A 16,523-nucleotide genomic window follows, 5' to 3' on the forward strand; every position below is an offset into this window, starting at 1 on the left:
GGTGGCGCCGGAGTAGACCGTAAGGCAGGTTTATAAGATAGACTTAGTACATGGACGACGATCTGGACCCCGGCACGGTTGCCGCGACGCTGCTGGCGAGCGTCAGCGTTCTGGTGCGACGGGTGCGCCAAGTGCCCACCGGCGGCGGGCTCACCATGCCCGAACGGACCGCCCTGTCCTGCCTGGACCGCTCGGGCCCCACCACCTCCTCGGCGCTGGCCCGGGAGGTGCAGATCACGGCCCAGGCCATGGGGGCGACACTCAGTGCGCTCCGCGCCCGCGGCCTGGTCGAACGCCGACCGGACCCGGAGGACGGCAGGCGCGCGGTGCTGACGGTGACCGATGCCGGACGACGGGCACTGAAGGACAAGCGCAACGCCCGGACCGAACTGATCGCCCGGGCCCTGACCAGCGGCGCGTTCACGCCGTCCGAACTGGAGCAACTCCGGTCGGCAGCAGCACTGTTGGAGCGTCTGGCCCAGAACGTCCAACCCCTATGACGATCCGTCACCCGCAGCAGAGGCAACCATGGCACTGACAACGATCGACCCCATGTCCGCGCTCGTCGTGATCGACCTGCAGAAGGGCTTCCTCTCCCCCGGCAGCGGTGATGCGTTCACCGCCACCGTCGGGCAGGCGGCGCAGCTGGCCGCCGGGTTCCGCCGGCACGACCTGCCCGTGGTGCTGGTCAACGTGACCGGACGCGCGCCGGGACGCACCGAGGCCGGAAGCCCGCGCAACCTCGCCGAGATGCCCTCCGACTGGGCCGACCTGGTCGACGAGCTCGACGTGCAGCCGACCGACCACCTGATCACCAAGCGGCGGCGCAGCGCCTTCCACGACACCGGGCTCGACACCCTGCTGCGGGACCTGGGCGTCACCCAGATCGTGCTCGCCGGGATCTCGACCAGCTCGGGCGTGGAGTCGACCGCGCGCTCCGCCGCCGACCACGGCTACCACGTCATCCTGGCCACCGACGCCATGGCCGATCCCGACGCCGACTCGCACCGCCACAGCGTCGAGCGCGTCTTCCCCAAGCTCGGCGAGACCGCCACCACCGCCGAGGTCCTCGCCACCGTCGGGGCCACCCGATGAGCCTGCTGGGACGACTCCTGAACAACCGCAGGGCGGGCGAGACCCACATGGCCTGGAACCTGCCCAACCTCCACGGCCCCGAGACGCTGACGCTCACCAGCCGGCACTTCGGCGACGGCGGCACCATGCAGCTGGAGCACTGCGCCAAGCACATCGGCGGCCAGGACCGCTCCCCCCACCTGGCCTGGAGCCCGCCGCCCACGGGCACCGCGCAGCTCCTGCTGGTGGTCGAGGACCTCGACGTCCCCATGGGCAAGCCCGCCGTGCACTGCGTCGCCCTGATCGACCCGGCGGTCGGGCAGCTGGAGCCCGGCGACCTGGCCGGCAAGCAGCCGGGCCAGGGGGTGCGGGTGCTGCGGTCCACCCTCGGGCGCGGCTACCACGGCCCCGGCCCCATCAAGGGCCACGGGCCGCACCGCTACGTCTTCCAGCTGTTCGCCCTGGAGACCCCCCTGGACGCCAGCTCCGCCACCACTCCTCCCGACCGGGCCCGCCCGCGCACCCTGCTGCCCGCCGTCACCCCGCCCGTGCTGGGCCGCGCCCGACTGACCGGCGTCTTCGAACGCTGACAGCAGCACGACTACCGAAGCGCCGTGGTCCCGATCGGGACCACGGCGCTTCGTTCTGCCCCGCTCCGGAGCCCTGCACTAACACCTGCATAAATCCCTCAAAACGGACATCAGGGGCGCAGGGTGGGGTTTTTGAGGCCAGTTGAGACGTAGGTCACCCCCGCGTTGTGGCGTGTCGCACTTTCCGTCGAGATTTCTTGCTCATCACGTGAAGAGCATGTGACGGTGCACGAGGCAGGCGAACAGAACGACCTGCCGGGAGCCGGGCGAACCGCGCGCTGAGCGCCGGAACATCCGCCACTGAACGGCTCCCTTGCTCGGTCGGGCCAGTCCCGAAGCCGCCGAGCGGCCCACCCCTTGCGGAGCGACGCCCCTGGGCGAGCGCGCGGACCGGTGCGCCCTCGGCCCTGGGCAGTCCCGTCGACATCGGAGTTCCATGCGTCACCACATCCGGCCTTCCCTCAGCCGTCTCAACCAGCGCGTCGCCGCCGTCCGACCCAACAAGCGGCTGGCCGCGGGCGCCGTCGCCGCCCTGCTGGTCACCGGCACGGCCACCGGTACCGCCGTCGCCTTCGCGGGCGGCAGCTCGGACACCGCCCACACCACGGCACAGGCTGCGAGCAGCCAGGCCGCCGCACGCCCGTCCAGTGACGCGGCGAACCGCTCCGAGCAGCGCACCGCGCTCCAGACCTCGGCGGCCGCCTCCAAGGCCGCGGCCGCCAAGGCGAAGGCCCAGGCCGAGGCCGCCGCCAAGGCGAAGGCAGCGGCCCAGGCTGCTGCCAAGACGAAGGCAGCGGCCCAGGCGGCTGCCAAGGCGAAGGCCCAGGCCGAAGCCGCCGCGCAGGCCAAGGCGAAGGCCCAGGCCGAGGCGGCCGCACAGGCGAAGGCCCAGGCGGCCGCAGCGGCAGCCGCAGCGGCTGCGAAGGCCGCTGCCACGCCGACCTACGCCGACAACCTGGACGGCTGGATCGCCGAGGCGCGGGACATCCTGGCCGCCGACGGCGACCACGTGCCCTCCGCCGACGCCATCAGCGCCCGGGCGATGACCGAGTCCAGCGGCAACCCCGACGCTGTCAACGACTGGGACTCCAACGCGGCCGCCGGCACCCCCTCCAAGGGCCTGATGCAGATGATCCAGCCGACCTTCAACAGCTACGCGCTGTCCGGTCACACGGACATCATGAACCCGGTCGACAACATCGTCGCCGCGGTCCGCTACGCGAACGCCACCTACGGCGCCTTCGAGAACATCGCCTACGGCAGCAGCGGCTACTGATCCCGGCCGACCGCACCGCAGCAGCTCCTCCACGTCTGCCCACGACGACACCGTCGTGGGCAGACGTGTGCTGTCCGGGGCAGAGGCCGGGGCCGAGGCCAGGGCCTACGCCGGTCACCTGGTCAGGATGACGCCGCTCTCGAAGGTGTCGCCGAAGTCCGACGAGAGGTAGTGCCAGCCGGTGACGGTCAGCCGGCCCGGCTGCGCGAGGACCGTCCAGGCGCCCAGGGGCTGGTCGGGGTTGTTCTCGGGCAGGTCCAGGGACTTCCACCCGTCGGCCGGGTCCCAGGTCAGGCCGACTGCGGCGTCGTCGTTGCCACCGACCACCGCGATGCCGCCGGCCGGCTGCAGGGCCACGCTGTTCAGCGCGAAGGTCCCGGCCGGTAGAGGCAGCTGGGTCCAGCTGCGGCCGTCCCAGTGCAGGGCCAGCCCGAGCGGACGCTGCTTGTCGGTGTCGCGGTACCAGCCCACCGCCCAGATGTCCGAAGGGGTGCGCGCGGCGATGTCGAAGAGCACCGAGGAGTCGGGGAACGCGGGGGTCGGAATACGCTTCCAGGCCGTCCCGTCCCAGTGGGCCGCAAGGGTCTGACCGGTGGCGTTGTCGTTCCCCACCACCCAGACGTCGTTCGGGGACACCTCCTTCACCTGGGTGAGGAGCCACTGGTCGTAGCCCGCGATCGGGATCCGGACCAGTTGCCAGGCGTGTCCGTTCCAGTGCTGGACCAGGGGAACCTGCCCGGTCGCGTCGTCCGCCTGGCCTACGGCCCAGGCCTCGTGGGCGGAGGTGCCGCTGACCGACAACAGGCTGGCGTCGGTGGTTCCCGCGGGCAGGGCGGTGTCGGCCGACACGTTCCAGCGCCCCGCGACATACCGGCCCACCAGGACCCCCGGGTCCGTGCCGGACATGTCGCCGACCAGGTAGGCGGACCCGTCGGAGGTCACGTCGAGGTCGTTGCTCCGGCTGTCCCAGCCCGCGAAGGACACCGGCAGCCGCTGCCAGGTCTCCCCCTCGGCCCGGTCCTGCTGGAACAGCACGGGCGCGAACCTGGTGGCGCCGGTGGCCTGATCGGTCGTCACCTGCGCGCCCGCGACCCAGGTGATCCCGGGGCCGGCCGCCTGTGCGCTCGCCACCTGGACGCTGCCCAGGTTCGTCTCGGTCCAGGACGAGGCCCCGGGGGCGGCCGACGCGGGAACGGCCGTCCCGAGACCGCACAGCGCGGCCAGCGCCAGCCCGGTGGTCGCCTTCTCCTTGAAGTGCATTGAGTACGCCTCTCGTTGGATCACGTCACTGCACCCCTATGACGCGCCCGGGCGCTCCCCCTGTTACGTACCGACTGCTACCTACCGACGGCGCGGCGCACCGCCCAGTCCGGCACCCAGGTCCCGGCCGCGCCGTGGGCGGCGACGGTGGCGGCCAGGTGGGCCCGGAGGGTGGACAGCGCCGGGTGCGGGTTGTCGCGGTGCCAGAGCAGGGAGTGCGGGTAGACCGGAGTCGGGTCGGTCACCGGGATGCGGCGCAGGCCGTGGTCGGCGGGCCAGACCAGGCGGGTCTGCTCGCCCATGAAGGTGGCCAGGGCCGGGGTGTCGGCGACGGTGTCCAGCAGCGCGTCGGAGCCGAAGTTGGGGCCGGTCGCCTCGATGGTGAGGCCGAACTCGGCGACCATGTCCTCGTAGTAGGCGGCCCACTCGGTACCGGGGACGATGCCGGGCATCCAGATCCGGTGCCCGACCAGCTGAGCCATCGTCACCGACCGGGCGCCGGCCAGCGCGTGGGCGGGGCCGGTGAGCAGCTGGAGCGTCTCGTCGAACACCCGCACGGACTCGATGTCGTCGGGGAGCGGCCGGTCGGGTGCGGCGACGGCACGGAAGGACGCGTCGATCGCACCGGACCGGATCGCGGCGACGGCCGTGTCGACGTCGAACAGCATCACCACGTCGAGTTCGATCTCGGGATAAGCCCGGTGGAAGCCGCGCATCAGGCCCGACTGCGCGCTGCGCGAGGCGATCACGTCCACGCGCAGCGGTCGGCGCCCGGTGTGCACGGAGGCGACCGCGCGTTCGGCGACGCGCAGCAGCTCGCGGGCGTGGGGCAGGAAGGCCTGCCCGTCGATGGTGAGCCCGGAGCCGCGTGCGGTGCGGGTGAACAGCCGCACGCCGAGTTCGCGCTCCAGCGCGGCGATGCGCTTGGAGACGGCCTGCTGGGTCACCGCCAGCTCGGCGGCGGCCTCCTGGAACTGCCCCGCGTCGGCCGCGGCCACGAAGGTCCGGACGGTGTCGAGATCCATGTCGACACCCTAAGGGAACAACCATGGGTTGTTGCTTATGCCCCTGCTGTTGCACTCCCCCTGGCCATTCCACTGACTTCGATGCTCATGATCACCTATTGGTTGTGTATCACTGCTCAGCCTCCGTCCAGCACGATGAGCTCGCCGTTGAGGTAGGACGAGGCGTCGCCGGCCAGGAACAGGGCCGTCCCGACGATCTCGTCGGCCGTGGCGATCCGGCCCAGGCTGATCCGGTCGGCCATTCGGGCCTGCAGTGCCTCGGTGGGCAGGGACCGGTGCAGGCTGTCGGTGTGGAAGGTGCCGCAGACGATCGCGTTGACCCGGATTCCGCGCGGGCCCAGCTCCTGCGCCGTCGCCCGGGTCACCGCGTTCAGACCGGCCTTGGCCGCGGCGTAGACCACGGTGGACGGCGTCGGGTGGAGGGACGCCTTGGAGCTGATGTTGATCACCGCACCGCCGCTGGGCATGTGCGCGGCGGCCAGCGCGGTGAGCCGCAGCGGGCCCTTGAGATTGACCGCGAGGGTCTTGTCGAACAGTTCCGAGGTGACCGCCTCGATCGACGCGGGGACCGGGGCGATGCCGGCGTTGTTGACCAGCACGTCGATGCGGCCGAACGCGCCGACGGCGGCCGCCACCAGGTCCTCGCACTGCTGCCAGTCACCCACGTGGCAGGCGACCGCCAGGGCCTTGCCGCCCAGCGAGCGGACCTCGTCGGCCACCGCCTCGCAGGGGCCGAGCTTGCGGCTGGCGACCACGACATCGGCGCCCGCCTCGGCGAAGCCCAGGGCCATGGCCCGGCCCAGGCCCTTGCTGCCCCCGGTGACCAGGACGACCTTGCCCTCGGCACTCAACGTGGGAATGCTCATGCGCCGTCTCCGGGCGGGACGTGGGCGAGTATGTCCGCGAACCGGTTCTTGAGCGACGCCCCTTCCTGGGCATGGGTGATGACCCAGAAGCGGTCCTCACGGATGGCGGCCAGCACGCGCTCGGCCACCGCGGCCGGAGACAGGCCGGTGGGCCCGGTGAGCGTGCCGCGGATCATCAGCCGCATCGACTCGGCGGCCTCGCTGCGCCGTTCGGAGCCAAGGGCAGCCGGCCGGTTGCGTTCGGACTCCATCACCCGGGTGTCGACGCTGCTCGGGCACAGCACACTGACGCCGATGGGCAGGCCGGCGAGTGCCAGCTCGGCCCGCAGGGTCTCGGAGACCGACACCACCGCCGCCTTGCTCGCCGCGTAGGGGCCGATCACCGGGACCCCGCTGAGCAGCCCGGCGATCGAGGCCGTGTTGACGATGTGGGCGGGGGTCGCCTGGTCGCGCAGCACCGGCAGGAAGCTGTGCAGCCCGTGCACCACACCCCACAGGTTGACGCCCAGCACCCAGCGCCAGTCCTCCAGGCGCTGGTCCTGGATGAGGTTGAAGGTGGAGACGCCCGCGTTGTTGCACACCACGTCGACGTGGCCGAAGCGTTCGACCGCCGCCGCGGCCAGCCGGTCCAGGTCGGCCGGGTCGGCCACGTCGACCGTGCGGGCCAGCACCTGCGCACCGGCGGACCGCAGTTCCTGGGCCGCCGCCTCCACCTGGGCGGTGTCGATGTCGGCGAGGACCACGGCCATCCGCTCGCGGGCGAAGGCATCGGCCAGGGCCCGCCCGATACCGCTCCCGGCACCGGTCACCACGGCCACCCGTCCCGGTCCCAGCGCCTGCTTCACTGGTCCTCCCCGGTGGTGTGCGCGTCGCGGGCGATGCCCTCGACCAGGTAGCGGATGTGCAGCTGGAACAGGGTGTCCGCGTCCGCCGCGGACACCCCCTGGGCGTCGCCGCCCGAGCGCACCCTTCGGCTGGGCCCGCCTGGGGGCGGCTGCGCGCCGGCCTCCAGGGCCACGAAGCCCACGGTCGCCCACATGATCAGCCGGCAGGCCCGCACGGCGGCGTCGGTGGCCATGCCGTCCCGGCGCATGGTCTCCAGCAGCGGGCGGGACGCCTCGACGTACGCCTGCCGGCGCGCGGCGACGACCAGTCGGCTGTCGCGCAACTGCCCCAGCCTGGTGCGCAGTTCACCGGCCCAGCGCGGTGCGTAGGCCGTCCAGGGCTGGTCCGCGCTGTCCGGCGGGGCCAGGTCGGCGAGCAGGCGGTCGGCGATCGCCTCGATCAGCGCCTCCTTGTTGCCGACGCGGCTGTAGAGCGGGACCGGCGAGACGCCCAGGCGTGCCGCGACGCTGCGCATGCTGACCGCGTCGAGACCGCCCTCGCCCAGGATCGAGATCGCCGCGGCGACGATCTGGTCAGCGTCGAGTTCCAGGTCGGCCGGTTTGGCCATGGTCAGATTCCTCCGAGGACGAGTTTGCCGATCACGGAGCGATCGGCCAGGCGCTGCAGGGCCTGGGGCAGGGAGTCGAAGTCGACGGCGGGTCCGACCGCGGTGCGCAGGCTGCCGTCGGCGACCAGGGCGGTGAGCCTGGTGTGGACGTCGTCGAGTTCGGCGCGGCTGTAGCCGCCGGCGAAGACACCGACCAGCGAGGTGTTGCCGAGCACGAAGCGGTCGGCGGTGATCTCGGGCCAGGCCCCGCTCGCGAAGCCCACCGACAGCAGTCGGCCACCGCGGGCCAGCGCAGCCGCCGCGTCGGACGCGAGCGCTCCCCCGACCGGGTCGAAGACCAGGTCGGGGCCGTGTCCGTCGGTGGCCTGGCGCAGTGCGGCCGACAGCGGTCCGTCTCGGTAGACCACCGATGCGTGGGCACCCAGGCCACGGCAGAACCGCGCCCGCTCCTCGTCGCTGACCACGGCGACGACCCTGGCACCAAGCGCGCGCCCCAGTTGCACGGCGGCGATGCCGCTGCCCCCGGCGGCGCCCAGGACCGCCAGGTGCTCCCCCGGGGCCAGCCGGCCGCGTTCGACCAGGGCGAGCCAGCCGGTCAGGTGCGGGATCCAGAAGCCGGCCGCCGCGACGTCGTCGAGTCCGTCCGGCACCGGGAAGGCGGAGTCCGCCGGGGCCAGGCACTCCTCGGCGAAGCCGCCGTGCCCCTCGGTGAACGCGGTCACCGCCATCACCCTGCTGCCGATCGGCAGCCCGACGCCGGCGCCCACCGCCGTGACGGTGCCGGTGACCTCCTGCCCCGGGGTGAACGGCAGGCCGGGGGTCAGCGGGTAACTGCCCCGGCACATCAGCACGTCCGGGAGCCCGATGCCCGCGGCGGCGACCCGCAGCCGCAGCTGCCCGGGCCCAGGCTCGGGTTGATCGACCGTCACCTGGCGCAGCACCTGCGCCGGTTCGCCGTGGCCGTGCACCTGCCAGGCCCGCATCATGAGGACTCCGCGTCGAAGTCGCGGGCCATCTCGTCGGCGAACAGCAGCCTGGCAATGTGGGAGAAGTCCCCGGAGGGCGGCGGCAGCGAGGAGCCGCCGCACACCCCCAGCACCTGCCCGGTGATCCAGGCGGAGTAGTCGGAGGCGAAGTAGACCACGGCGCGGGCGACATGGTCGGGGTCGCCCAGCGGGTTGTCCGAGGCCAGCGGGGTGGTGGCGCGGATCAGGGCGAGGTTCTCGTCGTTGATGCCTGCGGCGCTGGATTCGGTGTCCATCCACCCCGGTCTGACGCCGTTCACCCGGATGCCGAAGCGTCCCAGCTCCGCCGCGGCGAACCTGGTGAGGCCGTCGATCGCGGCCTTGCTCACCGAGTAGCTGCCCAGGAACGCGGCCGGCCGGGTGCTGGCGATCGAGGAGATGGTGACGATGGATCCGCCCCGGCTGCGCATGCTGCGCGCCGCGTGCTTGACGGTGTGGGCGGTGCCGATCACGTTCACCCCCAGCGGCAGCATCCACTGCTCGGTGGTCAGGTGCAGCAGCGAACCGGGCATCGCCACACCCGCGTTGGCGACCGCGATGTCCAGCCCGCCGCCGGGCGCGGCCGCCTCCACAGCGGCTGCCACCTGCTCCTCGTCGGTGACGTCGGCGACCACCCAGCGCAGGTCCTCGATCCCGGGTCCGCTCAGCTCGGCGGCGGCCGAGGCCAGGACGTCGGCCTCGGGACCGCAGACGGTCACCCGGGCTCCCGCAGCGGCGAGCGCGCCCGCGGTGGCCTTCCCCAGGCCGGTGCCACCGCCGGTCACCAGCGCCGTACGGCCGCGCAGGGACAGGGACGGGGACGGGGCTGGAGACGGGGACGGCGCCGGCACCGGGGCCGGAGGTGCGAGGGGCTGGGTCACAGCGGATCTCCTCGGTCGATGAGGGTGGCGGCGTCGCGCAGCAGCAGGTCGGCCTGGCGGCCGAAGTACTCGTGCACCGGCTTGTCGGAGTGCCCGCGCAGGAACTTGGCGTAGCTGCCCTCCAGCACGACGGCGAGCTTCCAGCGGGCGAACACCTCGTACCAGCCCAGCGCGGCGGTGTCGCGGCCGGACGCCTCGGTGTAGCGCTTGACCAGTGCGGCGCGGTCCGGGAGCCGGTCGACGGCGAATCCCGGCTCCCCGGTGACGCCCAGGCGCAGTGTCCCCTCGGGTCCCGGGTGGAAGATCAGCGCCCAGGCCAGGTCCACCAGCGGGTCCCCGACGGCCGCCATCTCCCAGTCCACCACCGCGAGCAGCCGTGGCGGCGCCTGGGGGGCGAAGAGCAGGTTGTCCAGCTTGTAGTCGCCGTGGCACAGCGCGGCCGGCTGGTCCGGAGGCTGGTCGGCGTCCAGCCAGGCCGCCACCTGCCGGGCCTCGGGCAGCTCGCGCCCGCCGTACCCGTCGAGTTGGGCGAGCCAGCGCTCGGTCCTGCGCTCTCCTTCGGCGCCGGACCGCGACAGGTCCTCCAGCCCGCAGCCGCGCCAGTCCACCGCGTGGATCGCCGCCAGGGCGTCGACGAGTTGCTCCAGGGCCAGGCCGTGGGTGTCCGGCCGGGCGGCCCACGCGCCGGGGATCCTGCTGCGGACCGGCACCCCGGCGATCCGCTCCATCAGGTAGAACGGCGAGCCGAAGACCTCCGGGTCGGCGCAGGCCAGCACCGGACGGGCGATCAGCACCGGCTCGTCCTTGATCGCGTCCAGGATCCGGAACTCGCGCAGCACGTCGTGCGCCGAGGTCGCGTTGGCGTGCTGCGGTGCCCGGCGCAGCACCCAGCGCTCCGCTCCGCGGGTCACCGCGAACACCTCGCACGATCCCCCGCCGCGCATCGGCTCCACCGCCACCGGCTGCCGGTCGCCGAGGCGGGCGTCCAGGAACCGGCGCAGCGGTTCCGGCGAACCGGCCCTCATGTCAGCCCCGCCGCTGCGCGGAGCTGGGCCCACTTCGCCTCGGCCGCCGGTCGCCGGCTGGGAATGTGCTCGCTGGGCCAGCCCTCGACCGGGCTGTACCCGGCCAGCAGGGTGCGGGCCAGCACCGACTTGTGCAGCTCGTCCGGGCCGTCGCCGATCGGTCCGAAGCGGGTGGACCGATACCAGGCCTCCACCGGCAGGTCGCTGGAGTAGCCCAGCGCACCGCACACCTGGATGGTGCGGTCCAGCACCCCGAGGACCACCTTGGACACATGGGCCTTGACCATGCCCAGCTCCGCGCGCACCGCCCGGGCACCGTCGCGGTCCATCCGCCACGCCGTCCGGAACGTCAGCAGCCTGGCCGCCTGGATCTCCATGTGCGAGAGCGCCACGTAGTCCTGGACCATCTGGTGCTCCCCCAGCAGCCTGCCGTGCGAGGTGCGCGAGACCGCACGCTCGCACATGATGTCCAGCGAGCGCTGGGCCTGTCCGAGCCAGCGCATGGCGTGGTGGATACGGCCGCCGCCCAACCGCTGCTGGGCCAGGACGAACCCCTCCCCGGGAGCACCGATCAGGTGCTCGCCGGACACCCGGCAGTCACGGAACCTGATCTCGGCGTGGTTGCCCGGCCGCCCGAAGACCGCGTCCGGCGCGGCCATGGTGCCGATGTCGCGGACGATCTCCATCCCCGGGGTGCCGGCCGGGACGACGAACACCGAGGCGTGGCGGTGCGGCCGGCCCTCCGGGGTGGTCTCGGCGAAGACCAGCACGATGTCGGCCACCGAGCCGTTGGTGATGAACCACTTGCGGCCGTTGAGCACCCACTCGTCGCCGTCGAGCACGGCCGTGGTGCCGATCACGGTGGGGTCGGCGCCGGCGTGGAACGGCTCGGTGAGGGCGAAGGCGCTGGAGATCTCGCCGCGCAGGTTGGGCCACAGCCAGCGTTCCTTCTGCGCCTCGTCGGCGCCGTGGGCCAGTAACTCCATGTTGCCGCTGTCCGGGGCCTGCACGCCGAAGACGGTCATCGACATCATGCAGCGTCCGATGACCTCCGACATCAGCGCCAGCTTCATCTGGCCGAAGCCCGGCCCGCCCAGCCGCGGGTCCAGGAACGCCCCCCACAGGCCCCGCGCCTTCACCTGCTCCTGCAGCTGACGCCTGACCACCGACCATTCGTCGTAAGGCAGTTCGTCGAAGACTGGCTCGAGCGGAATCAACTCGTGGTCGATGAAGGAGCGCATCCAGGCCAGCTGCTCCGCGAACTCCTGATCGGTCTCGAAATCCCACGCCATGGGTGGTCCCCCTGGGCTCGCGAACGACGGATCACAGTGTAATCACATCGTCATGCAAGAGCGCCATACTCGAACCACCGCAGACTGCAGCCGAGTTGGACCCGTACTACCGCCCGCTTCGGCACTCAGGGCGAGCAGGGGCGGGTCTCGGTCCAGTCGACCAACAGGCGGCGCTCGGCGAACAGCCACCGGCCGTCCTGCCTGACGAACTCGTCCAGGTAGCGGATGGAGGCGATCATGATCGTGCGATCGGCGTCCGCCCCGAACGAGATGTGGTGGGCCAGGCAGTAGCTCTCCCCGCTCGCCCGGTCGCCGTCGACGGACACCGTGCTCTGTCCGTTGAAGTGGGTGGTGGCCCGGTAGGTGTTGAGGTTGTCGAAGACCGGGGCGAGGGATTCTCGCCCGTGCAGTTCCTGGGTCGGCTCGGCCACGGTGGCGTCCATGAAGACCAGGAACCTGGTGTCCTCGGTGAACAGGGACATCTGCCCCTTGGCGTCGCGCCGGTCGGCGCAGTGCGCGTAGGCGTCGACCAGTTCGCGGATCGCCAGCCGGTCGGCCGCCTCCTGGGGCGGCATCGGGGCGTGGGAGGACATGTCGGCTCCCTTCGTGAAACTCTTTGACATATGTATAAGAGCACTGGTCACGGGGTACCGCAACCGGACCCGACGGTCTGGAGGGCAGCACCGTGAGCAGTCGCACCGATCCCCGTGTCACCCGGACCACCCACGCCCTTCGGCAGGCCGTCCTGGGCCTCGCCTCGGAGCGGCCGGCCTCCCGGATCACGGTCGCCGAGCTTGCCGAGCGCGCCGGGGTCACCCGAGCGACCTTCTACAACCGCTACGGCACCCCGCTGGATCCACTGATCGAGGTGCTCGACGCCGATCTGGAGACCGGCCACCGGCTGGAGGACCGGCGCCGGGCCGAGGGATACCGCGGCCCGGCCCTGCTGCGGCTCGCGGTCTCGGAGGTCGCCGACCACGTCGAGCGCTTCGCGGACGTCTACCGGCACGCCCTCGACGACCCGGCGGACCGTGGCGTGTACGACGCGCTGGTGCGCCACTTCCACCGCTACGCCGTCGCCTTCCTGTCGCGCGCGGCCGACACCGACCTCCCCGCTGTCCACCGCGAGGTGACCGCACAGTTCCTGGCCCACGGTTTCGCCGGAGCAATCAAGGCCTGGCTCAGCGACCCGGACGTCACCAAGGAGGACCTGGTCGACGCGGCCGTGGCCTGCGCACCCCCCTGGTGGGTAGCGGTGGCGGAGCGTCAGGAGTGAACTCGAGAAGGAACCATTGACTTGATAGCTCAAGTCATAGTCGACGCAGTGACACTGACGACCAGACAGGTCAGCAGCGACTCGCCGAACCCACGTCCAGGCGTCAGCGTGCCGGCGAGTCGATCCGCTGCAGGATCCGCTCGGCATCCTGCCCGAGCCGGCGCAGCCGCTCGCCGGACAGGTTGTCCACCACCAGCCGGCGAACGTGGGCGGCATGGCCGGGCGCGGCCGACTCCAGCTTCTCGAAGCCGGCGGGCAGCAGGATGGCGTTGGTGAAGCGCCCGTCGGCGGGGTCCGGCTCGCGCCGGACGTAGCCACGGGCCTCCAGCCGCTTGACCATGTGCGACAGCCGCGACAGCGACGTGCTGGTGTGCTCGGCCAGCGCACTCATGCGCAGGGTCCGGTCCGGGGCCTCGGAGAGCATCGCCAGGCTCATGTACTCGACCATGCTCAGCTCGGCATCGCGCTGCAGCTGCGCGTCGATGGCCCAGGGCAACCGGGTGATCAGCCGCACCACGGACATCCAGGAGTCCAACTCGGCCGACGTGAGCCACAGGCCAGCATGCTCGTCCGCCTGCGGCGCCTTGTCGGTGGAAGTCACGCCGAGAGATTATCAGCCGCCCTGAAAGGGCCACGCGAACGTCGGACGCCACGACACCTTGATCCTTTCGGCTCCGAGCCTGTTCAATCAGCAGATGACCGAGACCGATGTCGACCTTGGCACCGTCACCGCACCCTCCGGGATGCTCGTGCTGGGGATGGCGGCCTGGATCGACTACTGGCCGCAGCTCGGACGTCCGCTGTCCGAGCGGGCCCGGACCGCGATAGCCACTGGCGGCGGCCATGTGCACGGACCAGAGGACACCGAGCCATCCGCTTGGATGTGCGAGGCGATCGCCGTAGCAGCCGCCGCGGACAGGCACCTGCAGGTTCGAGCCCGGACCTCAGCCTCACCCTTCGACGGGCAACCCACGATCGCCGTTCTGGAGGTCGACCTCGGCCTGCCCTGGCCCGGCCACGACGACGTCGAAGCCGTACAGCTCGGCGACCTGCCGGTCGACCGGTGCGGAATGGTCCTCGGGGACGCCCAGGCGCTGGACGGCTTCACCGGCCTGGACGGCCAGTCCACCAACGGCCTGGCGGACGTCACCTACTGGGGCAAGTACGAAGACGCCGTCCACGCCCAGTTCGGCGGCGACCGCATCCCGCAGCACCCCAACGGGCACGGCCCGCGCGGCTGGCTCGACCTCCCGTTGGCCGATGCCAAAGCGGTCGCCGATCGGCTCCGAACCTGGACCCGCGAGGGCCCCGGCAACGGCCTGATGGTCTCCGTCGACGCCCACACCGACTTCTACCGATTCCACCGGACCGGATGGAGCCACCCACTACTCGCGGGCCCCATCGATCTCGGCGGATGCCCAGTGCTCGGTCTCGGCTGGGACGGCGGGGACCACTCCATGCGCCACCGCGGAGAGCGGGCCTACGGACAGGTCTACCCCGCCACCCTCGAAGCTCGCGCCGATGAAGCGGTACTGCGCTGGAGCATCCCGCCGTACGACCCCGGCCAGTGAACACCGTACTCAGGTTGGAAGCCTGCCAGAAAACAGAGTTGAGCCGCACGGCCCAGCCCGGCACACTCCCCTGATGAGCCACAGCGCACAGCCGGGCCGCTGGGACGGGCCCTGGTACCGGGTTCGCACGGAACACTTCGAAGCCGCCTCCTGCCGAACGCAGGCGAGGACCTGGAGTCGGTGGACAACATCGACGTCTTTGTCTACCTCAACGACGGATCCCGCTGGAGCGCGACCATCATCACCCTCGATCAGGTCGGGGTCCTCATGGCGAGATGGGCAGAAAGCGGAGAAGCCCTGGGAGGTCGTTACTTCTGGTGCTCAGACGGTCTCATCGTCCGCGATCCCGGTATCAGCAACATGACGCAGGTACTCACGGGTCTGATCGAGTCGAACGAGTTCACACAGATCCTTCAGCGGCTCGACGTCTGATTCACCGATCAATGAAGGGGTCAATTGTGGCTGGTCAGCGACTAGAAGCGGAATGGGTTCGGGCATGGTGCGAGCGGGCGGATGAAGCAATCGCGGAACTGACGCGGTCGTTCCAGGAACGGCACGGCTTCCCGCCCGGCGAGAACGCGGTGGTGCTCGCAACCGAGGCGAGCCACAAGGCGACGGATGCCCTGGTGGCCCTGACGCCGATTCCCTCCGACCTGACCACGATGTTCTGGGTGATCGACGAGGTCTCTCTGCCCGATGTGGACATCGGCTACTTCATTCATTCGCCCTCGATGGTCGCGAGCCACTTCCGCGCGTACGGGCCCGTCCAGATCGACCGGGAGGAGGCTGCCTTGGTGTTCGCCAGCGACGGCGGCGGCCACCTGTTCGCACTGGCGTGCTCGGGGCGGGTATGGAGGTCGACGACCGCCTCGTCGTTCGATGAGTTCGATTGTGCTGCAGCCAGTCTTCAAGAACTCTTCGAAGGCCTGGCTCGCCGGATGAGCAGTCACGTGCATCCGATCAGTGATTGACCGGATAGGTCCCCGTTGCCATTCATGAGCGTCCCTGGCGCAGGAGGGGCCGCAGTCCACTCATGGAACTGAGCAGTCCGAGGGGCACTTCAGCGCCAGCTGATCAGCCCACCCTAGAGTCGTGCTCGTGACAGCGAGGCGAGGTCGACGACGACCGAAGATTGACCAGGACAGCGGAGTCGAAGATGTCGTCCTGCTGATCCTGGAGTGGCTTGGAGAGCAGGGTGTGGGCGCCATGATCAGGGTAGATGCCTGCCCTTGCCCGGAAGAGGTCCTGAGCTAGGAGGTCCCGGCAGCCCCTCAGCTGTGGATCGGGAACGATGCCTGGAACGCCAGGCGTTGATCGGCCTCGTCGCCGATGCGTGTCAGGATCCCGTCGAGCGCGATGAACTCCTCCCATGCCGGCCGACCGCTTGCATCGGCCAGCCGGGCCACGATCAGATCTTCGAGGTCGGGCACGCGCTTGTTCTTCCAGATCTTGTCGGCCAGGCTGACCAGTAGGTCCTCCAGGCCGACCCGTGCGTCCACCCATGACGCATGGGTCGCGGCGAAACGCGCCAACTCCGGGCTGATGCCGTGGCTGAGCAGAAGAGCCTGCCCGGCCTCCTCGTGTGCCGATCCGGGCCCCGAGAGCTCGGCGAGGTGCACCGTCTTTCCTACGTCGTGCGTGGCTGCCCCGAACAGCACGGCCTCGCGGTCGAAGATCACGGCGGGGTAGTGCTGTTCCGCCCAGTCGACCAGTTGATGGGCGACGTCATGGACCGCGCGCAGGTGAGCCGCCAGCCGCGGCGGGCATCCCAGCTCCGACAGAAGGTCTGCGACACGATCCGGCAGAGGGAGCAGGGGCGGATCGACGGTGCCGCTCATGGCTCGCGACGAAAGGGGGCTGGCCATCACCGCGTCAGGGTACTGACAGCGGCCCGGCCCTGTCGTCGCAACTGGACATTGGTGACTTGTCT

Annotated in this window: 20 protein-coding genes; 8 read left to right on the plus strand and 12 right to left on the minus strand. The window is 71.1% G+C overall.

Going from position 1 to position 16,523, the window contains the following annotated elements; all coding sequences use genetic code 11:
- The first annotated feature begins 50 nt into the window (after positions 1-50).
- The 4 genes from ABUW04_RS00510 (at position 51) to ABUW04_RS00525 (ending at position 2,940) form a co-directional block, all read left to right on the plus strand.
- On the plus strand, positions 51-500 hold the full coding sequence (locus tag ABUW04_RS00510; protein ID WP_380561561.1) for a MarR family winged helix-turn-helix transcriptional regulator: 450 nt from the start codon (positions 51-53) through the stop codon (positions 498-500).
- Positions 501-528: 28 nt separating this feature from the next.
- Positions 529-1,095, plus strand: coding sequence for a cysteine hydrolase family protein (locus ABUW04_RS00515; protein ID WP_380561563.1), 567 nt, complete (start codon positions 529-531; stop codon positions 1,093-1,095).
- Complete coding sequence (locus tag ABUW04_RS00520; protein ID WP_380561565.1) at positions 1,092-1,664, plus strand: YbhB/YbcL family Raf kinase inhibitor-like protein; 573 nt, start codon at positions 1,092-1,094, stop codon at positions 1,662-1,664. Before ABUW04_RS00515 ends, ABUW04_RS00520 begins: the two co-directional genes overlap by 4 nt.
- Positions 1,665-2,100: 436 nt before the next feature.
- On the plus strand, positions 2,101-2,940 hold the full coding sequence (locus ABUW04_RS00525) for a lytic transglycosylase domain-containing protein (protein WP_380561567.1): 840 nt from the start codon (positions 2,101-2,103) through the stop codon (positions 2,938-2,940).
- A gap of 114 nt (positions 2,941-3,054) precedes the next feature.
- On the opposite strand, the gene ABUW04_RS00530 is transcribed toward ABUW04_RS00525, so the two are convergent.
- The 10 genes from ABUW04_RS00530 to ABUW04_RS00575 all read right to left on the minus strand — a co-directional run bounded on the left by ABUW04_RS00530 (position 3,055) and on the right by ABUW04_RS00575 (position 12,339).
- On the minus strand, positions 3,055-4,200 hold the full coding sequence (locus ABUW04_RS00530) for a hypothetical protein (RefSeq protein WP_380561569.1): 1,146 nt from the start codon (positions 4,198-4,200) through the stop codon (positions 3,055-3,057).
- Positions 4,201-4,277: 77 nt separating this feature from the next.
- Positions 4,278-5,225, minus strand: a complete 948-nt coding sequence (locus tag ABUW04_RS00535; protein WP_380561571.1) for a LysR family transcriptional regulator — start codon at positions 5,223-5,225, stop codon at positions 4,278-4,280.
- A 116-nt stretch (positions 5,226-5,341) separates the two neighbouring features.
- A complete protein-coding gene (locus ABUW04_RS00540; protein ID WP_030252611.1) occupies positions 5,342-6,091 on the minus strand; it encodes an SDR family NAD(P)-dependent oxidoreductase in 750 nt (249 codons plus the stop codon).
- The gene (locus ABUW04_RS00545; protein WP_380561574.1) at positions 6,088-6,936 is read right to left on the minus strand and encodes an SDR family NAD(P)-dependent oxidoreductase; all 849 of its coding nucleotides are present in this window, start codon (positions 6,934-6,936) and stop codon (positions 6,088-6,090) included. Before ABUW04_RS00545 ends, ABUW04_RS00540 begins: the two co-directional genes overlap by 4 nt.
- Positions 6,933-7,544 carry a TetR/AcrR family transcriptional regulator gene (locus ABUW04_RS00550; protein WP_380561576.1) on the minus strand — a complete coding sequence of 204 codons (612 nt, stop codon included), beginning with the start codon at positions 7,542-7,544 and terminating at the stop codon, positions 6,933-6,935. The genes ABUW04_RS00545 and ABUW04_RS00550 overlap by 4 nt, the downstream gene beginning before the upstream one ends.
- A 2-nt stretch (positions 7,545-7,546) precedes the next feature.
- Positions 7,547-8,530 (minus strand): NADPH:quinone oxidoreductase family protein, encoded by a 984-nt coding sequence (locus ABUW04_RS00555; protein ID WP_380561578.1) that lies wholly within the window; start codon positions 8,528-8,530, stop codon positions 7,547-7,549.
- Positions 8,527-9,429, minus strand: a complete 903-nt coding sequence (locus tag ABUW04_RS00560; RefSeq protein WP_380561580.1) for an SDR family NAD(P)-dependent oxidoreductase — start codon at positions 9,427-9,429, stop codon at positions 8,527-8,529. Before ABUW04_RS00560 ends, ABUW04_RS00555 begins: the two co-directional genes overlap by 4 nt.
- Positions 9,426-10,454 (minus strand): phosphotransferase family protein, encoded by a 1,029-nt coding sequence (locus tag ABUW04_RS00565; RefSeq protein ID WP_051725146.1) that lies wholly within the window; start codon positions 10,452-10,454, stop codon positions 9,426-9,428. The genes ABUW04_RS00560 and ABUW04_RS00565 overlap by 4 nt, the downstream gene beginning before the upstream one ends.
- Positions 10,451-11,746, minus strand: coding sequence for an acyl-CoA dehydrogenase family protein (locus ABUW04_RS00570; RefSeq protein WP_380561582.1), 1,296 nt, complete (start codon positions 11,744-11,746; stop codon positions 10,451-10,453). The genes ABUW04_RS00565 and ABUW04_RS00570 overlap by 4 nt, the downstream gene beginning before the upstream one ends.
- Positions 11,747-11,871: 125 nt before the next feature.
- Entirely contained in the window at positions 11,872-12,339 is a 468-nt protein-coding gene (locus ABUW04_RS00575) for a nuclear transport factor 2 family protein (RefSeq protein WP_380561584.1), read from the minus strand.
- Positions 12,340-12,431: 92 nt separating this feature from the next.
- On the opposite strand from ABUW04_RS00575, the gene ABUW04_RS00580 reads away from it, so the two are divergent.
- A complete protein-coding gene (locus tag ABUW04_RS00580; RefSeq protein ID WP_380561586.1) occupies positions 12,432-13,022 on the plus strand; it encodes a TetR/AcrR family transcriptional regulator in 591 nt (196 codons plus the stop codon).
- Positions 13,023-13,125: 103 nt separating this feature from the next.
- Here ABUW04_RS00580 and ABUW04_RS00585 read toward each other — a convergent pair whose 3' ends face one another.
- Entirely contained in the window at positions 13,126-13,623 is a 498-nt protein-coding gene (locus ABUW04_RS00585) for a MarR family winged helix-turn-helix transcriptional regulator (protein ID WP_380561588.1), read from the minus strand.
- A gap of 94 nt (positions 13,624-13,717) precedes the next feature.
- On the opposite strand from ABUW04_RS00585, the gene ABUW04_RS00590 reads away from it, so the two are divergent.
- The 3 genes from ABUW04_RS00590 (at position 13,718) to ABUW04_RS00600 (ending at position 15,564) form a co-directional block, all read left to right on the plus strand.
- Positions 13,718-14,593 carry a hypothetical protein gene (locus tag ABUW04_RS00590; RefSeq protein ID WP_380561590.1) on the plus strand — a complete coding sequence of 292 codons (876 nt, stop codon included), beginning with the start codon at positions 13,718-13,720 and terminating at the stop codon, positions 14,591-14,593.
- 180 nt (positions 14,594-14,773) lie between these two features.
- Entirely contained in the window at positions 14,774-15,025 is a 252-nt protein-coding gene (locus ABUW04_RS00595) for a hypothetical protein (RefSeq protein WP_380561592.1), read from the plus strand.
- 26 nt (positions 15,026-15,051) lie between these two features.
- Positions 15,052-15,564, plus strand: coding sequence for a hypothetical protein (locus ABUW04_RS00600; RefSeq protein WP_380561594.1), 513 nt, complete (start codon positions 15,052-15,054; stop codon positions 15,562-15,564).
- Between the two features lie 300 nt (positions 15,565-15,864).
- Here the strand turns inward: ABUW04_RS00600 and ABUW04_RS00605 are convergent, their stop codons facing one another.
- A complete protein-coding gene (locus ABUW04_RS00605) occupies positions 15,865-16,458 on the minus strand; it encodes a phosphohydrolase (protein WP_380563397.1) in 594 nt (197 codons plus the stop codon).
- Positions 16,459-16,523: the final 65 nt, after the last annotated feature.

The organism is Streptacidiphilus jeojiensis, from assembly GCF_042510965.1.
GTDB classification, from domain to species: Bacteria; Actinomycetota; Actinomycetes; order Streptomycetales; family Streptomycetaceae; genus Streptacidiphilus; species Streptacidiphilus jeojiensis.